The organism is Streptomyces sp. NPDC104581, from assembly GCF_055583685.1.
This window is the reverse complement of the sequence record NZ_JBVJNN010000047.1, coordinates 19,224-38,364: the sequence shown is the minus strand read 5'-3', so window position 1 is coordinate 38,364 and position 19,141 is coordinate 19,224. Positions and strand designations below refer to the sequence as shown.

The following is a 19,141-nucleotide window of genomic DNA, read 5'->3' as shown; positions in this document are numbered from 1 at the left end:
CCCGCCGGTTCAGTCCGAGGAGACCGTGACCTTCTCGTCGTTGTTCAGCTGGTCCACGAGCTGCTTGACCTTCGCCTTGTCCCAGACCAGGTTCCCGCCCTTGCTGCCCGAGATCGGGATGTTCATCGACGTGCCGTCGCCGCCCGTGACGCCCTTCATCGCGAAGAACATCTGGCTCAGCGACCAGAGGGACATGTCCTTGTCGACGATCAGGGTGTCCAGGCCGGCGCCCAGCGTCGGGTAGAGCTTGAACGGGTTGAGGATCGTGCCCGGCGTGGCCGCCTGCGAGGCCAGGGCCGCCAGGAACTTCTGCTGGTTCTTCGTACGGTCCAGGTCACTGCCCGCGAACGCGTACCGGGTGCGGACGAACGCCAGGGACTGCTCGCCGTCCAGCGTCTGCTTGCCCTTCTGGAAGTCGGCGCCCGACTTCTTGTCCTTGAACGCCTTCGGGATGTCCAGCTCCACACCACCGATCGCGTCCACGATGTTGGCGAAGCCCGCGAAGCCGATCTCGACGTAGTGGTCGATGCGCAGACCGGTGTTGAACTCGACCGTGCGGACGAGCAGTTCGGGCCCGTCCTCCGCGTACGCGGCGTTGAGCTTGGTCTCCCGGCCCTGGTTCGGGAACATCTTCCCGGACTCCGAGCCGCGGAACGACGGGATCACCACGTTCGAGTCACGCGGCAGCGAGATCAGCGTCGGGCCGTTCGAGCCGTCGTGCAGGATCATCATGGAGTCCGTGCGCTTGCCCTCGGCGCTGCCCGTGTGGAGGTTCTTCTTCTCCTCGTCGGACATGCCCTCACGGCTGTCGGAACCCACGATCAGATAGTTCGTGCCGTCCCCCGACTCCGGCCGCTCGATCACCTTCGAGAGGTCGACCTCCCGCTTGAGCTTGGAGTCGGCCCAGAAGTACGTGCCTATGGAGACCGTCAGGAGTATGACGACGAGGGAAATCGCGGTGATCTTGATACGGCGCCGCCAGTCCGGTGCGTGGGCCGGGGGATGGCCCCCGCCGTTGTCGTATGAGCCCTGCGGGGGCACTCGCGGCGGTCCGCCCTGCCCCCGTCCGGCCGGGGAGCCGTAGACCTGTCCGGTGTTGTAGTCACTGTTGTACGGCGGCGGGTCGTAACCGCCGTCGTGGCCCTGCGACGACTGCTGGGGGACGGAGCGCCGCTGCACGTGCGGCATGGCGCGCGCTCCCTCGGGCTGCGCGCCCGTGCTGCCGCGTCCGTAACGCTCGCCGCCACGGTCAGCGCGGTCGCCGTTCCATCCGTCAGGCCAATCGTTCATGCCGACCAGTGTGCGGCTCGGAGGTGTCGCGCAAACAGGGGTGGAGGAAAATCACAGCCTGCCTGTTGCCAAGCTGATGCAATGCGGGCGGTGACGGACCCCCGCATAGGGTGGAGGGCATGACAGACCAGGCCGTCCGCCCCGAGACAGATATTCCGGGTAAGCCCACCTCGGCGTCCCGCACCACGCTCAGCCACATCATGACCGGGAGCGACACCAACCTCCTCGGCACGGTGCACGGCGGCGTGATCATGAAGCTCGTCGACGACGCGGCGGGGGCGGTCGCGGGCCGGCACTCGGGAGGACCGGCGGTCACCGCGTCCATGGACGAGATGGTCTTCCTGGAGCCGGTACGGGTCGGTGACCTGGTCCATGTGAAGGCCCAGGTCAACTGGACGGGCCGGTCGTCCATGGAGGTCGGCGTGCGGGTACTCGCCGAGCGCTGGAACGAGTCGACCCCCGCCCAGCAGGTCGGCAGCGCCTATCTCGTCTTCGCCGCCGTCGACGCGGACGGCAGGCCCCGCCCCGTACCGCAGGTGGTCCCGGAGACGGAGCGCGACAAGCGGCGCTACCAGGAGGCGCAGATCCGGCGCACGCACCGGCTCGCCCGGCGCCGGGCCATCAAGGAACTGCGCGAGAAGCGCGCGGCGGAGGGCATCGACGACTGACCGGCGCCCCCGCCCGGCGACCGCCCCGCCGGGTCACGGGCACACCACCTGGTCGCCGGTCACCGCCCCGAACTCACCCTGGTGCGCGTCCTCCGCGCGTACCGGCCGCACCGCCTCGTAGTCCTTGCCCGCCATCACCTTCAGCGTCGCGCCCTGCCGGGCCACCGGCCGCAGCTCGCAGCCCGGCAGGGCCGCCGCCAGGGACTTCGCCGAGCGGTCCCAGCGCGGGTCGAACAGCACCTGCGTACGCTCCGCCTCGGGGCCCGTGTGGTTCAGCGGGGCCCGCGTCGTGTCGAAGCCGGTCCCGCGCAGGGCGCCATCGACCCGCTGGCCCAGACCATCCTGCCGCGTCGCGTTGTAGACCTGCACCCTGATCTGCTCCGGTGACACCTCGACCATCGAGGCCGGCGGCTGCTTCGGCCCCTGCGGCCCGCCCGGCCCTCCGGGGGACGGCGGTGTGAGCGGCTTGTCCTCGCGCAGCGCCCGGAAGAGCTTCTTGGACTTCGCCGGGTCCCACTTCAGCGTCGATCCGATGCCCTTGACCGGGAAGCCCCCGGTCACGACCGGTACCGACGTGAACTCCGACGACGCCGGGGTGAAGTCGCGCATCGCCTTGCCGAGCGTGAGCATCTCCGCCGTGCCGAAGCCCTTGTCCGCGCGGACCGATTCGAGCATGGCCGAGGTCACACCGCGCAGCTTCACCGGGTTCAGCAGCACACCGCTGCTGGTGGCCTGCTTGACCAGCGCCGCCATGAAACGCTGCTGGCGCTGCATCCTGCCGAGGTCGGAGGAGCCGTCGAGATAGCGGGACCGTACGTACTGGAGCGCCTGACCGCCGTCCAGCTCGTGCGTCCCGGCCTTCAGATCGAGGCCGGTGTGCGAGTCCTTCAGCGGCTTGGCGGTGCAGACCTCCACCCCGCCGAGCGCGTCGACCGTCTTCATGAAGCTGGTGAAGTCGATCTCCAGATAGTGGTCGATCTTGACGCCCGTCATGCTCTCGACGGTCCGGACCGTCAGATGCGGACCGCCCTCCGAGTACGCCGCGTTGAGCTTCACCGGGTGCGGTCCGTGCTTGTCGCCGGTGGTCGCGTCGGTGTGCGACGGCAGCTCCGCGTAACTGTCGCGCGGCAGGCTCACGACGCTCGCCCGCTCCCGGTCCTCCGAGATGTGCACGAGCATGATCGTGTCGGTGCAGCGGCACGGGGCGCCGCCGAGCCGGTACTTCCGCCGTTCCTCCTCGGTGATCTTGTCGCGGCCGTCGGTGCCCACCAGGAGGATGTTCATGCCGTGCCCCGCGTCCGGGCGGTTCTTCATGTCCTTGAACGGGTCGACCCGGTCGATCCCCGTGTCGAGGCTGGTCACCAGCGCGTGGCCGATGCCGCCCGCGCCCAGGACGAGCACCGAGAGGGTGGTCGCCGCCCGCATCCCCCAGCGGGGCCCTCCGCGGCGTCCACCGCGCGCCTTCCCGCCGTTCCGTACGTTCCGCGCGCTCCGTACGCCGGTCTGCCGCGGTCGCGGCAGACCGGCGGGCCGGGGCCGGGGGGAGCGGGGTGGTGTGGGCACGGGGGACACCTCCGCGGGCGACGGGGACGGCTGACTACTGGGTGACGGGCGACGGACGACGGGGGGCAGGGGAACGCAACGTAGGCCCATACGATCAGCAGCCTTGCGCTGAGCCCGCCCGACGCGCGCCGCAGTCCCCCATTCGCGGTAACGTGGCGTGCGGTCAACCCCTCTCCCTGACGCCCGAAGGACCACATGCCTGCCCAGCTCCCCGCCGTCTCCGTGATCATGCCGGTGCTCAACGAGGAACGGCATCTGAGGAACTCCGTCCAGCACATCCTGGAGCAGGAGTACGACGGCGAGATGGAAGTGGTCATCGCGCTCGGTCCGTCCACGGACCGCACCGACGAGATCGCCGCCGAGCTCGTGCGCGAGACGGCGGACAGTGACCGTGCCCGCGTACAGACCGTGCCCAACCCGACCGGCCGCACGCCGGCGGCGCTCAACGCGGCCATCAAGGCGTCCAAGCACCCCGTCGTCGTGCGCGTCGACGGCCACGGCATGCTCTCGCCGAACTACATCTCCACCGCCGTACGGCTCCTGGAGGAGACGGGCGCGCAGAACGTCGGCGGCATCATGAACGCCGAGGGCGAGAACGACTGGGAGCACGCCGTCGCCGCCGCGATGACCTCCAGGATCGGCGTCGGCAACGCGGCCTTCCACACCGGCGGCTCGGCGGGCCCCGCCGAGACCGTCTACCTGGGGGTCTTCCGGCGGGCCGCGCTGGAACAACAGGGCGGCTACAACGAGGAGTTCATCCGGGCCCAGGACTGGGAGCTGAACTTCCGGATCCGCGAGGCCGGCGGCCTGATCTGGTTCTCGCCGGAGCTGCGCGTCCAGTACCGGCCGCGGCCGTCCGTCCGGGAACTCGCCAAGCAGTACCGGAACTACGGCCGTTGGCGCCATGTCGTCGCCCGCTTCCACTCGGGCTCGATCAATCTGCGCTACCTCGCGCCGCCGGTCGCCGTCTGCGCCAACGTCCTGGGCGTCGTCGTCGGCCTGGCCTTCACCCCCTGGGCGCTCGTCGTCCCCGGCGGCTATCTCGCCGCGATCGTCGCGGGCTCCGTTCCGGCGGGCCGGGGCCTGCCCCTCAAGGCGCGGCTCCAGATCCCGCTCGCGCTCGCCACCATGCACATGTCGTGGGGGGTGGGCTTCCTGACCAGCCCGCGCTCGCTCGCCAAGAAGGTCATGGCGAGCCGCCGCCCGGCGGTCCAGCAGACCGTCTGAGCAGGGCGGACGGACACGACGGGAGCCCCGGGGCGCATCGCCCCGGGGCTCCTTCCCTGCCGTCCGCGGGCCAGGCGGGACTCTCCGGGCCCGCCCTAGAAGGTGAAGCCGGGCTGGATCTCCATGCACTCGGTGTCGTCGGCGCCGTTGAGCGCGCGTGCCGTGTCCGGCGTCTTGGTCTCGTCCTTCGCCGCCGACTTCGGGTACGTGTCACCCGTACGCCAGTCGGCGCCCACGATCAGCGTCACACCCGACACGTCCGACGACTTCTTCGCCGCACTCACCGGGATGCCGAGGGACCTGGCGACCGCCTGGGCGTCGCCCTCCAAGTCCGCGCTGGGGAAGAGGACTTCGGTACGGGCGGTCGCGTCGGGCGTCACGTCCGCCACGGCCTTCGTGTAACCCTCCGCGCTGAGCAGCCCCGCGACCGCCGAGGCCCGCTGCGGCGTCGGTGCCCGGGTGTCGCTGCCGGTGCCGTTGCGTACCAGTACGCCGGTCTCGGCCGGGGGCGCCGCCGGGTCCTTGGACTCGGCCGGGGGCTTGCGCTTGGACGCCTTGCCGTCCAGCGGCACGTCGTCACGGACCATGTCGAACAGCTGCTCGGCGTCGCCCGGCTTCGGGAACACCCGCCCGGACTCGGTCCCCTCGCCGTACACGTTCGGCATCGTCGCCATCGTGATGCGGTTCGTGGGCACCTGCTTGAGTTCTTCCGCCAGGTCGTAGAGCTTCGTCACGCCGCCCAGGCCCTTGTCGACGGTCAGCGCCTCGGTGGCCGCCTCGGCGAGGCTCATCAGCTTTCCGGGGTCGGTCAGCTTGGCGCCCTTGCGCAGCTCCCGGACCATCGAGTTCATGTACATGTGCTGGGCGTGGGTGCGGGCCAGGTCGCTGCCGTCCTCGAAGCCGTAGCGCGTACGCAGCCACTGGAGTGCCTGCTCGCCCTGGACGACGTTCTCGCCCTTCTCCAGCTTCAGTCCCGAGCCCTTGCCCTCGGCGTTGCGCGAGTGGACGTTCTCCTGGACGCAGACCGGTACGCCGCCTATGGCGTCCGCCATCGACACCACACCGGCGAAGTCGATCATCATGAAGTGGTCGATGGTGATGCCGGTCAGCTCGTACCAGGTGGCCACCGTGCAGCCCGGACCTCCGCGTCCCAGGCTCTCGTTGGTCTGTACGTTGCCCGTGCTGGCCGGGTAGACCTTGCCGGTGTCCGGGTCGGTGCACTTGGGCATCTTCAGCATGGTGTCGCGGGGCATGCTGACCACCGACATGTTGCTGCGGTCGGCCGACACATGGAGCAGCATCTGCACGTCGGCCAGGGGCGGGCCGCCGAAGGTCTCCTTGGCGCCGCCGAGTTTCTGGTTCGCCTTGGAGTCGCGCGCGTCGGAGCCGATGAGCAGGATGTTGAGCGGGGTCTGCCCCGCGGAGTTGACCTTGTGGTCGGCCATCGGCTTGTCGCCGAGCGTCAGGTCTTCCTTCTTGAGCTTGCCGTCGAGATGGCGGTAGTAGAGGTATCCGGCGCCGGCCGTGCCGAGTATCAGCAGGGCGACGGCTGAGGACACCCAGCGCAGTATTCGGCGTCTGCCGCGCCGGTCGCGCGGGCGCGCGCCGTCGCGGCGGGGGCCGCTTCCGCGGGCGCTGCCCGAGCCCTCACCGCTGCCGGCGGCAGCGTCGCCGGAGCCGGAGCCGGAGCCGGAGCCGTCGCCCGACCCCGTGCCGCCGTTCGAACCGCCCGCGCCCGACGTGGCACCGGGCCCGCCCGCCGGCTTGCCCGCACCGTCCTCGTACAGACTGTCGTCCCAGCCCAACTCACCGGCGTGCGCGACACGTTGCCGTGTCCCCTGTCCGCGCGAGCTCTCTTCCACCCCGTGCCCCCTGCCCCTGTCGCTCAAGCGCTCAGCGCGAGCAGGCGATCCGGGCGTACCGGGGCCTGGCTCACTTGGCGCACACTTGCTTGTCGGCTTCCACCTTCTGCACGCCGTCCGGCGCCTTCGCCGGTCCGGCGATGGGCACGCCCGCGCCCTTGAAGTCCGCACCGAGCGTCAGGGTCATCGCCTGGAGCCCCTCGGCGTCCTCCGTGCCCGGCTTCATAGCCGAGGCGGGCAGGCCCATCATGTCCGCGAGACGGCGGGCCTGGTCCGCCTGGTTCGGTGCGTACTCCAGCGACGTCTTGTCCAGCTCCTCGGGCGCGTTGCCCTTGTTGGTGGACTTCGGTACGCCTTCTTCGTTCTGGAGCCAGGCGAGCGTCTCCTGGGCGGAACCCTGGGGCCCGCCGCCGTTGAACACATCGACCCTGACATCGGCGGGTGCCGACTTGGTTCCCTTGAGGAGCGCCGCCTGCTTGCTCTTGGCGGCCTTCTCCTGCTCCTTCACCTCGGTGAGGGAGGTGTCGCTCTGCATCATCGCGAACAGCGGCTTCGCCTTCGCCTCGTTCACCACGACGGTCGCCTTCACGACCTCCGCGGGGTTGTCCACCACGGGGAGCGTGGTGAAGGTGATGTTCTTGGGATTGACCTTGGACAGCTCCGTACCGAGGTCCCGGAGCTTCTCGATGCTGCCGATGCCCGTGTCGACCGTGAGCGCGTCGGTCGCCGCCGACGCCAGGTCCCACAGCTTCGTGGGGCTGGTGAGGGTCTCGCTGGACTTCATCTTGCGAATGAGCGCGCTCAGGAACTGCTGCTGGGTCTGGATCCGGTCCAGGTCGCTCTCGTTGCCGAAGCTGTGCCGCGTACGGACGAAGGCGAGGGCCTGCTCACCCTTGATGACGTGCTTGCCCTTGCTCAGCTTCAAATGCGAGTCGGGGTCGTCGACGTCCTTGGCGACGCACACCTCGACACCGCCGACCGCGGTCGTCAGCGTCTTGACCGCGTTGAAGTCGGCCATCATGAAGTGGTCGACCGTGAGCCCGGTGAGCTCCTTGACCGTACGCATCGTGCAGCCCGGGTCCCGTTCGGACTGGCCGAGGCTGGTGTTGAAGCGGACCCCCTGCTCGCCGGGGACGACCTTCTTCGTACCGTCCTCGGTCGTCGTCTGGCAGTCCGGGATGTCGGTGATCAGGTCACGGGGGATGGAGAGCGCGGTCGCGTTCGTCCGGTCCTTGGAGACATGGAAGAGGATCGTGGTGTCGGCGTGACCGACGCTGTCCTTGTCGCCGTAGCCCTCGTTGCCGGACCCGGTGCGCTTGTCGGTGCCGATCACCAGGATGTTGACGGCCTGGTCCTTCTTGAACCCTCCGCTGCCCGCGCCCTCGACATCGATCGTGTTGATGTTGCCGTTGAGCTCCTGGTACGCGTAGTAGGCGGCGCCCGCCCCGCCGATGAGGATGAACGCCGTGATGCCGCCGGTCCAGCCGAGGACCTTCTTCTTCCGGGACTTGGGCGGCGCCTTGCGCTTGCGGCGGCCCGCGCCCGCGGCACCCGCCGCGTCGGCGTTGTTCGCGGCGCGGCGCCCGCGCTGGGCGGGTACGTCGCGGCGGGAGGTGCCCGAAGTGCCCGTGGAACCGGAGGAGTTTCGGGCACGCGGGATGCTCGCGCCCGCCTCGTCGGCGGCGCCGGCCCCCGCCGCGCCGGGTGCTCCGCGGTCTCTGGCGGAACGCCCCTGCGGTGAAGCGTCCGTGTGCGGCGCGTTTCTCGACCGACGAGGAGCGTCGTGTCCGTTTCCCGAGTCACGGGAAGGAGCGGACGACTGCCCTTCGGAGTGGTTCAGTCGCAATTCGTAATTGCCGGTCTGCGGGTTGAGTACCCACTGGTCGGCGGGATCGATCCCGTCGCCTTGTCCACGGCCTTGCGCATCCACGGTTGCTTGAGTCCTCCGTCGGTGCCACACGAAGCGCTTCATCCCCCAAAAGCGCTCGGTCTTTCGATCCGGCGGCGTGTGCGACCACTGCGGTCCGATGTACCGGATCGCGTCACACTATCCGCCCAGTTCAGCGTCGAGCGACGCCAGTGACAAATTCGACTCCTCTTACAAGGGGCAATCTGCCCAATCGGCATAGACTGCCGACCCCTACTTGGTATTGCTTTTACTCACAGAGCCCGGCGGCGGCATTTGTGCCCGGGAAACTCGGTGTCGCAGTGGCACTCGACGATCCGGTGTCGTCCGGCTTTCCGTCCGGCTTCGCGCTTTCTCCGTCACGTTGAGTGTCCCCCTGGTTGTTTTCGCCGTTCTGCTCCTGGCCCGCCGGGACGACCGAGACGGGCTCGTCCTCACGCAGTTGTGTGAACAGCCTGTCCGCGTCGGGCTGTACCAGCTCGTCACGGTTCGGGTCATTTACATAAGGCTGTCGCGGTACGGTAAGGAACTGCACTTTTTCCGTGGGTACGTTCCGCAGGCCGCGTGCCAGGTCGTAGAGGTCCCTGAGCGTGTTCAGCCCGGGATCCGTCGTCAGCGACTTGGTCGCCGCGTCCAGCACCGGATACAGCCGGGTCGGATTGAGCAGAACGCCGTTGCTCTGCACCTTCTTGACCAGCGAACCCAGGAACTGCTGCTGGCGCTCCATGCGTTCGGTGTCGCTGCCGTCGCCGATCGTCTTGCGGGCCCGTACGAACCCGAGGGCCTCCTCGCCGGTGAGGGTCTGCTTGCCCGCCGGCAGTTTCAGATGCGCGTCCCGGTCGTCGACGGGCTTCTTGAGACAGACCTCGACGCCGTCGACGGCGTCCACCATGTCCTTGAACCCGCTGAAGTCGACCACCATGTGGTGATCGACGCGGATACCGGTCAGCTTCTCCACCGTACGGACCGCGCACGCCGTACCGCCGAACTGGAAGGCCCAGTTGAACTGCGCGGACTGCTTCCGCGAGCGCTTGCCGTCCGACGTCTGGCAGCTCGGGATCTCGACCATCAGATCGCGGGGGATGGAGACGGCGGTCGCGCTCTGCCGGTCGGCGGCGAGGTGCAGCAGGATCGTGGTGTCGGAGCGCTGCGAACCGCCGTCGTCGCGGCCGTACTTCCCGTTGCCCTCGCCGGAGCGGGTGTCCGAGCCGATGAGGAGGATGTTCTTCGCGTCGACGGCGATGGGCTTGGGGCGTTCCCTCTCGTACGTCCGCAGCTCGGCCTCGGCGGTGGTGTCGGTGGTGATGTTGTCGTCGAGCTTCTGGTAGAACCACCAGCCGACACCGGAGGCGGCGAGGACGACGACGGAGGTGCCGAGGGCGGTCCAGCGGAGCCAGTGGCGTCTGCGCGGGGCGTCGGTGCCGGTGCCGGGGTCGTCACCGTCGCCGGGAGGGGCTGCGGGGGCGTCCGGGACATCGGACGCCTCGGCCTTCCCTTCAGCCTTCGCTCCGGCCTCCGGCCCTGCTTCCGCGTCGGCCCCGGTCCCGTTCCCGGCCTCGCTCCCGGCCTTCGCTCCGTCCGGTACGGCTCCCTCCGGGGCTTCGGCGGCATCCGCCGCTCCGGCCTTCCCGGCTCCGGTATCCGCCGCTGCGGCCTTCTCCGCCGAGGTGGCGTCGCCGTCGGACCCGGGCGACGCGGTCGGCGGCTCGTCGTCGGCCCGGGGGTCCGGTTCGGGCGGCGTGCCAGCACTGTCGGTCACGGGCGAGTCCATCCTTCATGGCGGCGGCGGCGCACGGCTCCGCCGGTTTCAGGGGTAGACGGTTGAACCGCACGCTTGGTTGTGCACTGAACGAGATCTACCGACGATCATCTACCGGAGGCGGCGCTCCACGCCGGAACCCGTCGGACCATCAGCTCACCGTGTCGCCGTCCGCCGTCCGCCGTGACAGTGACACGCTCGCTCTCGATCCGCTTGACCAGCGCCTCCGCCGACAGCTGAGCCATGTTGCGGCACAGCACCACCGACGAGCCCGCGGCCAGCGGCGCGTACAGCCCGGCCGAGAGCCCCTCCCAGGAGTCGTACGGCCTGTCGGACAGCAGCCGCGCGCCGGGCGCCGTCAGACCGAGGGCCTTGGCGTCGGCGCCCGCCCGCTCGACCAGCTGGGCCGCCGTCAGCTCCGTACCGGCGACGACGAGCGCGGGCGCATCCGGGTCCACCGGGGCGAACGGGGCGAACCGGTCGCCCTGGCCGGGCACCTCGACCGCGTAGTCTGCGAACCCGTCGGGCGCCTGGGGGAAGCGGCCCCCGAGCGGACGCAGCGCGAGGGCCAGCCGCTCGCCCCGGCAGGCGCGGGCGGCGGCGAGGTCGTCCGGGTCCGGGCCGCTGACCACGACGTCCGCCGCGGCCGGGTCGCCGCCGATCTCGACGCACACCCCCACCGAGGAACAGGCGAGCAGCCACACGGCCGTCTGCCAGTGCGCGGGCAGCAGCAGCGCGAGCCGGTCGCCGGGCTCGGCGGCGAGGTCGCCCTGGAGGAGATTGGCGGTCTTGGACACCCAATTGGCGAAGGTGGCCACGGACAATTCCACGCGTTCACCGGTGGCATCGTCGTAGAAGGTGACCAAGGGGCGGGCCGGATCCGTGGCGAGAGCGGATCGCAGCAGGTCGGCGGGGGTGCGGTCGCTGGCGTTCACGCGGGCAAGGGTACGCCGGGCCACCGGGGGCGCACCGCCGTACCGGTGACGCCGTCCACCGGTTGGTCCGATGGACCGTCAGTTTCCCCGGCCGCTCCCGGAAGGCGGCGACGGACGGACGGCCGCACGATCGGGACATGCGTGCATTCCTGTCATCCTCGATCGGCGTCGCGTGTGCCGCGGCTCTCGTACTCCCGCTCTCTCTGCCCTCCGGGGCTGTGGCGGCTCCCCAGGACGCCGGAGCGGGCACATCCGTTCCGGGCACCACCGAGTCGCTGCCACTCGTCCCGTTCGGGTCGGAACGCTCCTCCGGTGTCGCCACCGAGCAGGGGCTGTCCCAGCGGAACGTCCAACCCTTCTCGCTCGTCGGTGTCGTCTGGGACGACGCCGACGCCGAACTCCACGGCTCGGTCCAGGTCAGAAGCCGGTCCGCCGAGACGGGCGTCTGGTCCGGCTGGCAGGACCTGGAGACGCACAACGCCGAACACGGTGCCGACCTCGGTACGTCGGAGCGCGACTCCGGCACCGTACGGGGCTCGACGGCCCCGCTGTGGGTCGGGGCGTCCGACGGCGTCCAGGCACGGGTCCGTGCGGACATCGGCCCGGACGGTGGCGCGGACCGCGCGACACTGCCTCGCGGGCTGAGCCTGGAACTCGTCGACCCGGGGGAGGCGCCGGAACAGCTTCCCGTGACGGGTGCCCACGCCCCGCGCGGCCAGGCGGTCGCGGCCGACCCGGAGCCCGCGGGGACCGACGAGGACGCGGAGGCCATCGACCCGGACGAGGCCACCGACCCGGGCGCCGGTACGGACGCGACCGTCGGTACGGACGTGGGGACCGGTACGGACGCGGAGACCGGTACGGACGCGGAGACCGGCGACGGCACCGTCACGGACACCGGTGTCGCCGCCAGGCCGTACGGCGCACCCCGCCCGAAGATCATCTCGCGCAAGGGCTGGGGAGCCGACGAGAAGCTGCGTGAGAAGCAGTTCGGCTACACCAAGACGGTGAAGGCCGCCTTCGTCCACCACAGCGCCACCGGCAACAACTACACCTGCAAGCAGGCGCCCTCCGTCATTCGCGGTATCTACCGCTACCACGTGACGAGCAGCGGCTGGCGGGACATCGGCTACAACTTCGCCATCGACAAGTGCGGAAACATCTACGAGGGGCGCGCCGGAGGCGTCACGAAGCCGGTCATGGGCGCTCACACCCTCGGTTTCAACACCAACACCACCGGCATCGCCGTTCTCGGCTCGTACTCGTCCACCAACCCGCCCGCGGCCGTCACGACCGCCGTCGCCAGACTCGGCGCCTGGAAGCTCGGCCTGCACGGGATCAACCCGCGGGGCAAGGTGACGCTGACGTCCGGCGGCAGCAACAAGTACAAGAAGGGCCGGAAGGTCAGCATGAACGCGGTGTCCGGCCATCGGGACGGCTTCGTGACCGACTGTCCGGGCAACAAGCTCTACAGCAAACTCGGGACGATCCGTGTGTCCGCCGCGAAGTACCAGGGACGCTCCTAGACTGGCCGGTCACCCCCCGTACGGGGGGACCGTCGGCCCCAGCAGGAAGCAGAGACGAACAAGGTGACTGAAGCGATCCTCCTGGTCGGCGGTAAGGGCACCCGGCTCCGGCCGCTCACGGTGCACACGCCCAAGCCGATGGTCCCGGCGGCCGGTGTCCCGTTCCTCGCACACCAGTTGGGACGGGCGCGGGCCGCCGGTGTCGAGCACGTCGTCCTGGCGACGTCCTATCTGGCGGAGGTCTTCGAACCGTACTTCGGTGACGGCTCGTCACTCGGCCTGCGGCTGGAGTACGTCACCGAGCGCGAGCCGCTCGGCACCGGCGGTGCGATCCGCAACGTCGCCTCCCGGCTGGACTCCGGCCCGGACGACCCGGTGCTCATCTTCAACGGCGACATCCTGACGGGCCTGGACATCGGCGCGCTGGTCGACACCCACGCGTCGGCCGGGGCGGACGTCTCGCTGCATCTGACCCGGGTCGAGGACCCGAGGGCGTTCGGGCTGGTGCCCACGGACGACAGCGGCCGGGTCACCGCGTTCCTGGAGAAGCCGCAGACCCCGGAGGAGATCGTCACCGACCAGATCAACGCGGGGGCTTACGTCTTCCGCCGCTCGGTGATCGACTCCATCCCGGCGGGGCGCCCGGTGTCGGTCGAACGTGAGACGTTCCCCGGCCTGCTGGAGTCGGGCGCCCATCTGCACGGCATGGTCGACTCCACGTACTGGCTGGACCTGGGCACGCCGGAGGCGTTCGTCCGCGGCTCGGCGGACCTGGTCATGGGCGTGGCGCCGTCCCCGGCGGTGCCGGGCCGCCGCGGCGACCGCCTCGTCCTCCCGTCGGCCACGGTCGCCCCGGACGCGAAGCTCACGGCAGGCACGGTGATCGGCGCGGGCGCGGTGATCGCGGAGGGCGCCCGGATCTCCGGCAGCGCGATCCTGGACAACGCGGTGGTCGGCCCCGGTGCGGTCGTCACCGACTCCCTGGTGGGCGAGGGGGCACGGGTGGGCGCGCGTACGACCCTGTCGGGCACGGTGGTCGGCGACGGCGCGACGGTGGGGCCGGACAACGAACTCCGGGCGGGAGCCCGCGTCTGGTGCGACACGACCATCCCGCCGGCCTCGATCCGCTTCTCCTCGGACGAGTAGCCCGCCGTGCCGTCCCGGGCTCGTCTCGACCGTTGGGGCGTTTCGCTCCCGTCCGGCGATCGAGGACGGAGCCCGGTCCTGTCGGGCCCGCCGCCCACCAGGGGCCCGGCCCGGAGGCCCGGGGGCTCGGCCCCGGTTCTCGGGAAGGGGCGGGGCAGGGGAGAGGCCGCGCTCACGGCTCGCCTACCCTCGTCACAGACCCCGACCCCAAGGACCCTCCCCGTGGCAGGCCGCTTCGCCCCCCGTACGCCCGCGATCCCCACGCCCCGGACGGGCTCCCGCGGCGACGGCACCGGCAGCCCGCCCGCCAGGACCCGGAGGTGGACCCCGCCGGGTGACGCGTTCGAGCTGGGCCTCGTCCTCGGACCCCTGCGCCGGGGACCCGCCGATCCCACCTTCCGTATCGCTGCCGACGGCTCCGCCGTCCGCGCGACACGGACGCCCGCCGGGCCGGGCACCCTGCGGGTCGGGGCGGCCGGCGACGGCACCGTGCACGCCGAGGCATGGGGGCCGGGCGCGGACTGGCTGCTGGAGAAGCTGCCCGAGATGCTCGGTGCCTTCGACGACCCGGCCGCCTTCGTCCCGCGCCACCGGCTCCTCGCCGCGTCCCAGCGCCGCCGCCCCGGCCTGCGCCTGTGCCGCACCGGCCTCGTACTGGAGTCGCTGATCCCGTCGATCCTCGAACAGAAGGTCACGACGATCGAGGCCAACCGCTCCTGGCGCCATCTCGTACGCAAGTACGGCGAGCCCGCTCCCGGCCCGTACGGCGAACCGTCCGACGGCCGCCGTGACAGCCGGATGTACGTCATGCCCGACGCCCGCGCCTGGGCCATGATCCCGTCCTGGGAGTGGCACAGGGCCGGTGTCGACGCCAAACGCTCCGACACGGTCGTACGCGCGGCCCGCGTCGCCCGCCGGCTGGAGGAGGCCGTCGGCATGGAGCCCGAACCCGCCGCCGCCCGGCTCCAGTTGATCCCCGGCATCGGGCCCTGGACCGCAGCCGAGGTCCTTCAGCGGTCGAACGGCGCCCCGGACGCCGTCACCGTCGGCGACCTCCATCTGCCCGGCATCGTCGGTTACGCGCTCGCCGGCCGCCCCGACACCGACGACGCCGGGATGCTCGAACTGCTGGAGCCGTACGCCGGGCAGCGGCACCGCGCCGTACGGCTCATCCTCCTCAGCGGCCGCACACCACCCCGCCGCGCCCCGCGCATGCCGGTCGGCAGGATCGCCCACCTCTGACGCGGGGCGCCGCGAGGCGCAGGTGCTGTGACGGGCTCAGCGCACCTGGAAGAAGTCCTCCGGTGCCCGCCCCGGCCGGGTCCTCGGCGGTGCCGCCGCGTGACCGACCGCCACCGCGCCCATCGGGTCCCAGTTCGCGGGCAGTTCGAGCACCTCCCGTACGACGTCGCGGCAGAACATGGTGGACGACACCCAGGCGGAGCCGAGCCCCTCCCCGGCCAGCGCCACCAGGAAGTTCTGCACACCGGCGCCCGTCGCGACCACGAACATCTCGCGCTCCGCCGTGTCGCGCCGTGTGTCGCCGTACGTGTGCGCGCCGTCCGCGACCAGACACGGCACCACCAGGTACGGCGCGTCGCGCAGCACGTTCCCCCGCTTCACCCGCTTCGCCACCGACTCCTCCGACTTGCCGTCACGGCGCAGGTCGGCGATCCACGCCTCCCGCATCGCGTCGACGAGCCGCAGCCGCGACCCGGGCGACTCCAGCAGGACGAACCGCCACGGCGTCGTGTGATGCGGCGCCGGTGCCGTCACGGCCGCGGCGACCGCGCGGCGGACCGCGCCCGTGTCGACCGGCTCGTCGGTGAACTCCCGGACCGTACGGCGCTGGGTTACCGCTTCCCGTACCGCCTCGGAAGTCCCCAGCCGGAACATGTCGTCGGCGGCGACCCGCACCATCGCCCGTGCGCCGTCCGCCGGTTCACCGTCGGCCGGTTCGCCCACCAGCCGTCCCAGTCCGCTCACCACGGCCACCGGGAGCCCGGCGGCCTTGCCCTTCACCAGGTCGCCCGCGGCGGCCAGTTCGTCGGCGAGAGCGACGACCGTCGCGCCCAGCGGATTGCCGTGCGCGTCCGTACCACCGCGCAGATCGTCCAGGACCCGCACGCCCGCCGCGCCGATCGCGACGTCCGTCAGCCCGTTGCGCCACGGCCGGCCGAAGGTGTCCGTGACGATCACGCCGACGTCCACGCCCAGCGCGTCCCGCAGCCCGTCCCTGATCGCACGGGCCGAGGCGTCGGAGTCCTCGGGCAGCAACAGCACCGTCCCCGGAGGGGTGTTGGACGCGTCGACACCGGCCGCCGCCATCACCAGACCCTGCCGGTTCTCCACGATCCGCAGTGGCCCGCGGCGCGCCACGACGCGGACGGTCTCGGCGTCGATCGCCGCCTCACGGTCCCGCGCCTCGACGATCCTGCCCTCGGCCTTGGACACGATCTTCGAGGTGACGAGGAGGATGTCCCCGTCGACCAGACCGGGCCCCGCCGCGGCGATGAGTTTCGCGATGTCGTCGCCCGCGGCGACCTCGGGCAGCCCGGCGAGCGCCCGCACGCCGTAGGACAGGACTCCTCCGCCCCCGCCCCCGCGCCCGACCGCGCGCCCGTCCTCGCTTCCGGTTCCGCTTTCGTAGGACACCGTCACGCCCGCACCTCCTCGGCCAGCGCCAGCGCCTCACGCGCCATCGCCGCCGTCGCGTCCAGATCGGTCATCATCAGTGGTACGGCCCGGCTGCGGATCCCCGCGCCCTCGATCTCGGCGACGGCCGCCGCGTCGACGGTGTCGACCAGCCAGCCGTCCAGCAGCCCCGAGCCGTAGTGCTGCGCCACGGCGGTGGCCGTCGACTCGACGCCGATCGCCGCCAGGACCTTGTCGGCCATGCCGCGCACCGGCGCGTCGCCGACGATGGGCGAGAGCCCGACGACCGGCACCCCGGCGTCGGCGATCGCCTCACGGATCCCCGGCACGGCCAGGATCGTGCCGATGCTGACGACGGGGTTCGAGGGCGGGAAGAGGACGACGTCCGCCTGCGCGACGGCCTCCAGCACACCGGGCGCCGGCTTCGCCTGGTCGGCGCCCACGGGCACGACCGCGTGCGCCTTCACCGAGGCCCGCATCTTCACCCAGTACTCCTGGAAGTGCACGGCCTTGCGCTCGCCGGTGGGGCTGTCCGGCACATCGACGGCGACATGTGTCTCGACGCGGTCGTCGGACATCGGCAGCAGCCGGACTCCCGGCTTCCAGCGTGCGCAGAGCGCCTCGGTCACGGCGCTCAGGGGATAACCGGCGCCCAGCATCTGGGTGCGGACGATGTGGGTGGCGAAGTCGCGGTCTCCGAGACCGAACCACCCGGGCCCCACCCCGTACGCCGCCAGCTCCTCCTTGACCTGGAACGTCTCGTCCGTACGCCCCCAGCCCTGCTCCTCATTGATGCCACCCCCGAGGGTGTACATCACCGTGTCGAGGTCCGGACAGACCTTCAGCCCGAACAGATGGATGTCGTCACCGGTGTTGCCGATCACCGTGATGTCCGCGTCCGGCGCGGCCTGTTTGAGGCCGCGCAGGAAACGGGCACCGCCGATACCGCCGGCCAGAACCACAATGCGCATGCCGTGCAGTTTGTCAGGCGGGTACGACATCCCGGGCCGCCGGGGCGCACCGGGCGGAGTGCATCGGCATCTCGGTCAGACCCGGGTAGTAGATGTGCAGACTCACGGCCGGTTCGAGCGAATCGTTGACCACCTCGTGGACGTATCCGGGGGCGAAGACCCGCTGCGCGCCGCCGGCGAGGCGGCGGCTCGTCCTCCGCGTACGCTCCGTCAGCTCGCCGTCGAGGACGGTCAGTACGCCGGAGGAGCGGCCGTGGTCGTGCAGCCCGCTGCGCTGGCCGGGCACCCAGGAGAGCAGCCACACCTCGTAGCCGGGACCGGTGTTCAGCCGGTGGTACCAGCGGCTGACGGCGTCGTACTCGACGAGCGCGGCCCACCGCGCGCGGTCGGCGGCGACGGCACGGGCGAGGCCGACGAATTCGGCCACGGTGGAGGGGTGCTCACGGGCGGGCTGGAGGAGGTGCGGCACCTCGAGGAGATCGCCCGCGATCTGAAGGTCGCTGTCGCTGTTCATGGGTGTGGAGGTTCCTCGGCAGAAGGATGCGTGGGGGCGCGGGACAAGCCCGCGGAGAGGGTGGTGGAGAAGAGGTGTACGGCCGGAGCGTCAGTGGCTCAACAGCACGGACAACAGGAACAGGAACAGCTACAGCGGGTCAGGACAGCAGTGCGGAATCCACGGGTGTGGGTCGCGTACGTCGCTGAGGAGACCGGCATGCGTTCAAAGGTGGTGGAAATGGTTCCCACTTGTCAACTCAATGACCGATTTGGCGGCAATGTTTCCCCTCGTCCGGGTGCTGGTTCAGGAGAAAGGTTTGCGTGGCCGCCGACCTGGAGACATGGCGCTGCGTCGGGCTCGCGAACACCGTCACGCTCTCGTGACCGGACTGTGATTCGAATCGCTTCCATGGCTGGATCGCAACATCGGCACGGCTCCTGACGTCTCCCCCGGAGAGGGGTGGGTGCGAGCAGGCCGGTGGCATGTGTCAGGTTTTTGGTGATTTGAACACTTTCCGCATAGCCTTGGTTCCGCAGAGTGAATACCGGGACCAATAGCAGATCTCGGCTTGACTGGCCTGTATCCACACACTTGTAATTTCACTCGTGTCGTTCGGCCGAAAACGGTAGCGGCCGCAAGCGCGGGGATGAAAAGACAGACGAGGGGCGCACATGACCGAGCTGTTCGAACAACTGCTGGTCGAGGACGCGGACGAGGAACTCGGCTGGCAGGAGCGCGCGTTGTGCGCCCAGACCGATCCCGAGTCCTTCTTCCCCGAGAAGGGCGGCTCCACCCGCGAGGCCAAGAAGGTCTGCCTCGCCTGTGAGGTCCGCTCGGAATGCCTGGAGTACGCCCTCGCCAACGACGAGCGGTTCGGTATCTGGGGCGGTCTGTCCGAGCGGGAACGCCGGCGTCTCAAGAAGGCCGCGGTTTGAACAGTTCCAGCCATTCTCCGCACGCTCCCTGCGCGATAGTCCGCGTGCGACCTCGCGAGGCAGTCTCCGAGCGGTCCGTCAGCTGCGTCCTCATTCGCAGACGGCGGACCGTTGTCGTGACCGGCGCGCGCCGCCCGGCCCGGCGCCGTCTCCCACCTCGTCCGCTTTGTCCGGGCGCTCGGCCATCCGGTGGGTGTTCGTA

15 protein-coding genes are annotated in these 19,141 nt (G+C 70.6%); 6 read left to right on the top strand and 9 right to left on the bottom strand.

The window, feature by feature from the left end; translation table 11 throughout:
* Positions 1-9: 9 nt before the first annotated feature.
* Entirely contained in the window at positions 10-1,290 is a 1,281-nt protein-coding gene (locus ACZ61E_RS28225) for an LCP family protein (protein WP_469702797.1), read from the bottom strand.
* A gap of 119 nt (positions 1,291-1,409) precedes the next feature.
* On the opposite strand from ACZ61E_RS28225, the gene ACZ61E_RS28220 reads away from it, so the two are divergent.
* Positions 1,410-1,958, top strand: coding sequence for an acyl-CoA thioesterase (locus ACZ61E_RS28220; RefSeq protein ID WP_469702795.1), 549 nt, complete (start codon positions 1,410-1,412; stop codon positions 1,956-1,958).
* 33 nt (positions 1,959-1,991) lie between these two features.
* On the opposite strand, the gene ACZ61E_RS28215 is transcribed toward ACZ61E_RS28220, so the two are convergent.
* Positions 1,992-3,521, bottom strand: coding sequence for an LCP family protein (locus ACZ61E_RS28215; protein ID WP_469702794.1), 1,530 nt, complete (start codon positions 3,519-3,521; stop codon positions 1,992-1,994).
* Positions 3,522-3,716: 195 nt separating this feature from the next.
* Between ACZ61E_RS28215 and ACZ61E_RS28210 the strand changes: the two genes are divergently transcribed.
* The gene (locus tag ACZ61E_RS28210; protein ID WP_469702793.1) at positions 3,717-4,748 is read left to right on the top strand and encodes a glycosyltransferase family 2 protein; all 1,032 of its coding nucleotides are present in this window, start codon (positions 3,717-3,719) and stop codon (positions 4,746-4,748) included.
* Positions 4,749-4,843: 95 nt separating this feature from the next.
* On the opposite strand, the gene ACZ61E_RS28205 is transcribed toward ACZ61E_RS28210, so the two are convergent.
* From ACZ61E_RS28205 to ACZ61E_RS28190, 4 genes are all read right to left on the bottom strand, one after another.
* A complete protein-coding gene (locus ACZ61E_RS28205; RefSeq protein WP_469702792.1) occupies positions 4,844-6,610 on the bottom strand; it encodes an LCP family protein in 1,767 nt (588 codons plus the stop codon).
* A gap of 70 nt (positions 6,611-6,680) precedes the next feature.
* Positions 6,681-8,540 (bottom strand): LCP family protein, encoded by a 1,860-nt coding sequence (locus tag ACZ61E_RS28200; protein WP_469702790.1) that lies wholly within the window; start codon positions 8,538-8,540, stop codon positions 6,681-6,683.
* A gap of 226 nt (positions 8,541-8,766) precedes the next feature.
* Positions 8,767-10,287: an LCP family protein gene (locus ACZ61E_RS28195; RefSeq protein ID WP_469702789.1), complete on the bottom strand. Its 1,521-nt coding sequence runs from the start codon at positions 10,285-10,287 to the stop codon at positions 8,767-8,769.
* A gap of 95 nt (positions 10,288-10,382) precedes the next feature.
* Positions 10,383-11,210: a TIGR03089 family protein gene (locus ACZ61E_RS28190; RefSeq protein ID WP_469702788.1), complete on the bottom strand. Its 828-nt coding sequence runs from the start codon at positions 11,208-11,210 to the stop codon at positions 10,383-10,385.
* Positions 11,211-11,347: 137 nt separating this feature from the next.
* On the opposite strand from ACZ61E_RS28190, the gene ACZ61E_RS28185 reads away from it, so the two are divergent.
* From ACZ61E_RS28185 to ACZ61E_RS28175, 3 genes are all read left to right on the top strand, one after another.
* Complete coding sequence (locus ACZ61E_RS28185) at positions 11,348-12,736, top strand: peptidoglycan recognition protein family protein (protein ID WP_469702787.1); 1,389 nt, start codon at positions 11,348-11,350, stop codon at positions 12,734-12,736.
* 63 nt (positions 12,737-12,799) lie between these two features.
* Entirely contained in the window at positions 12,800-13,882 is a 1,083-nt protein-coding gene (manB, locus tag ACZ61E_RS28180; RefSeq protein WP_469702786.1) for a mannose-1-phosphate guanylyltransferase, read from the top strand.
* 222 nt (positions 13,883-14,104) lie between these two features.
* Positions 14,105-15,124: a DNA-3-methyladenine glycosylase family protein gene (locus ACZ61E_RS28175; protein WP_469702784.1), complete on the top strand. Its 1,020-nt coding sequence runs from the start codon at positions 14,105-14,107 to the stop codon at positions 15,122-15,124.
* Between the two features lie 36 nt (positions 15,125-15,160).
* Here the strand turns inward: ACZ61E_RS28175 and ACZ61E_RS28170 are convergent, their stop codons facing one another.
* The 3 genes from ACZ61E_RS28170 to ACZ61E_RS28160 form a co-directional block, all read right to left on the bottom strand.
* On the bottom strand, positions 15,161-16,465 hold the full coding sequence (locus ACZ61E_RS28170) for a coenzyme F420-0:L-glutamate ligase (RefSeq protein ID WP_469702817.1): 1,305 nt from the start codon (positions 16,463-16,465) through the stop codon (positions 15,161-15,163).
* Positions 16,466-16,539: 74 nt separating this feature from the next.
* A complete protein-coding gene (gene cofD, locus ACZ61E_RS28165) occupies positions 16,540-17,508 on the bottom strand; it encodes a 2-phospho-L-lactate transferase (protein ID WP_469702783.1) in 969 nt (322 codons plus the stop codon).
* A gap of 13 nt (positions 17,509-17,521) precedes the next feature.
* Entirely contained in the window at positions 17,522-18,022 is a 501-nt protein-coding gene (locus ACZ61E_RS28160) for a cysteine dioxygenase (protein ID WP_469702781.1), read from the bottom strand.
* A gap of 653 nt (positions 18,023-18,675) precedes the next feature.
* Here ACZ61E_RS28160 and ACZ61E_RS28155 point away from each other — a divergent pair.
* Positions 18,676-18,939 (top strand): WhiB family transcriptional regulator, encoded by a 264-nt coding sequence (locus tag ACZ61E_RS28155; RefSeq protein WP_023541320.1) that lies wholly within the window; start codon positions 18,676-18,678, stop codon positions 18,937-18,939.
* Positions 18,940-19,141: the final 202 nt, after the last annotated feature.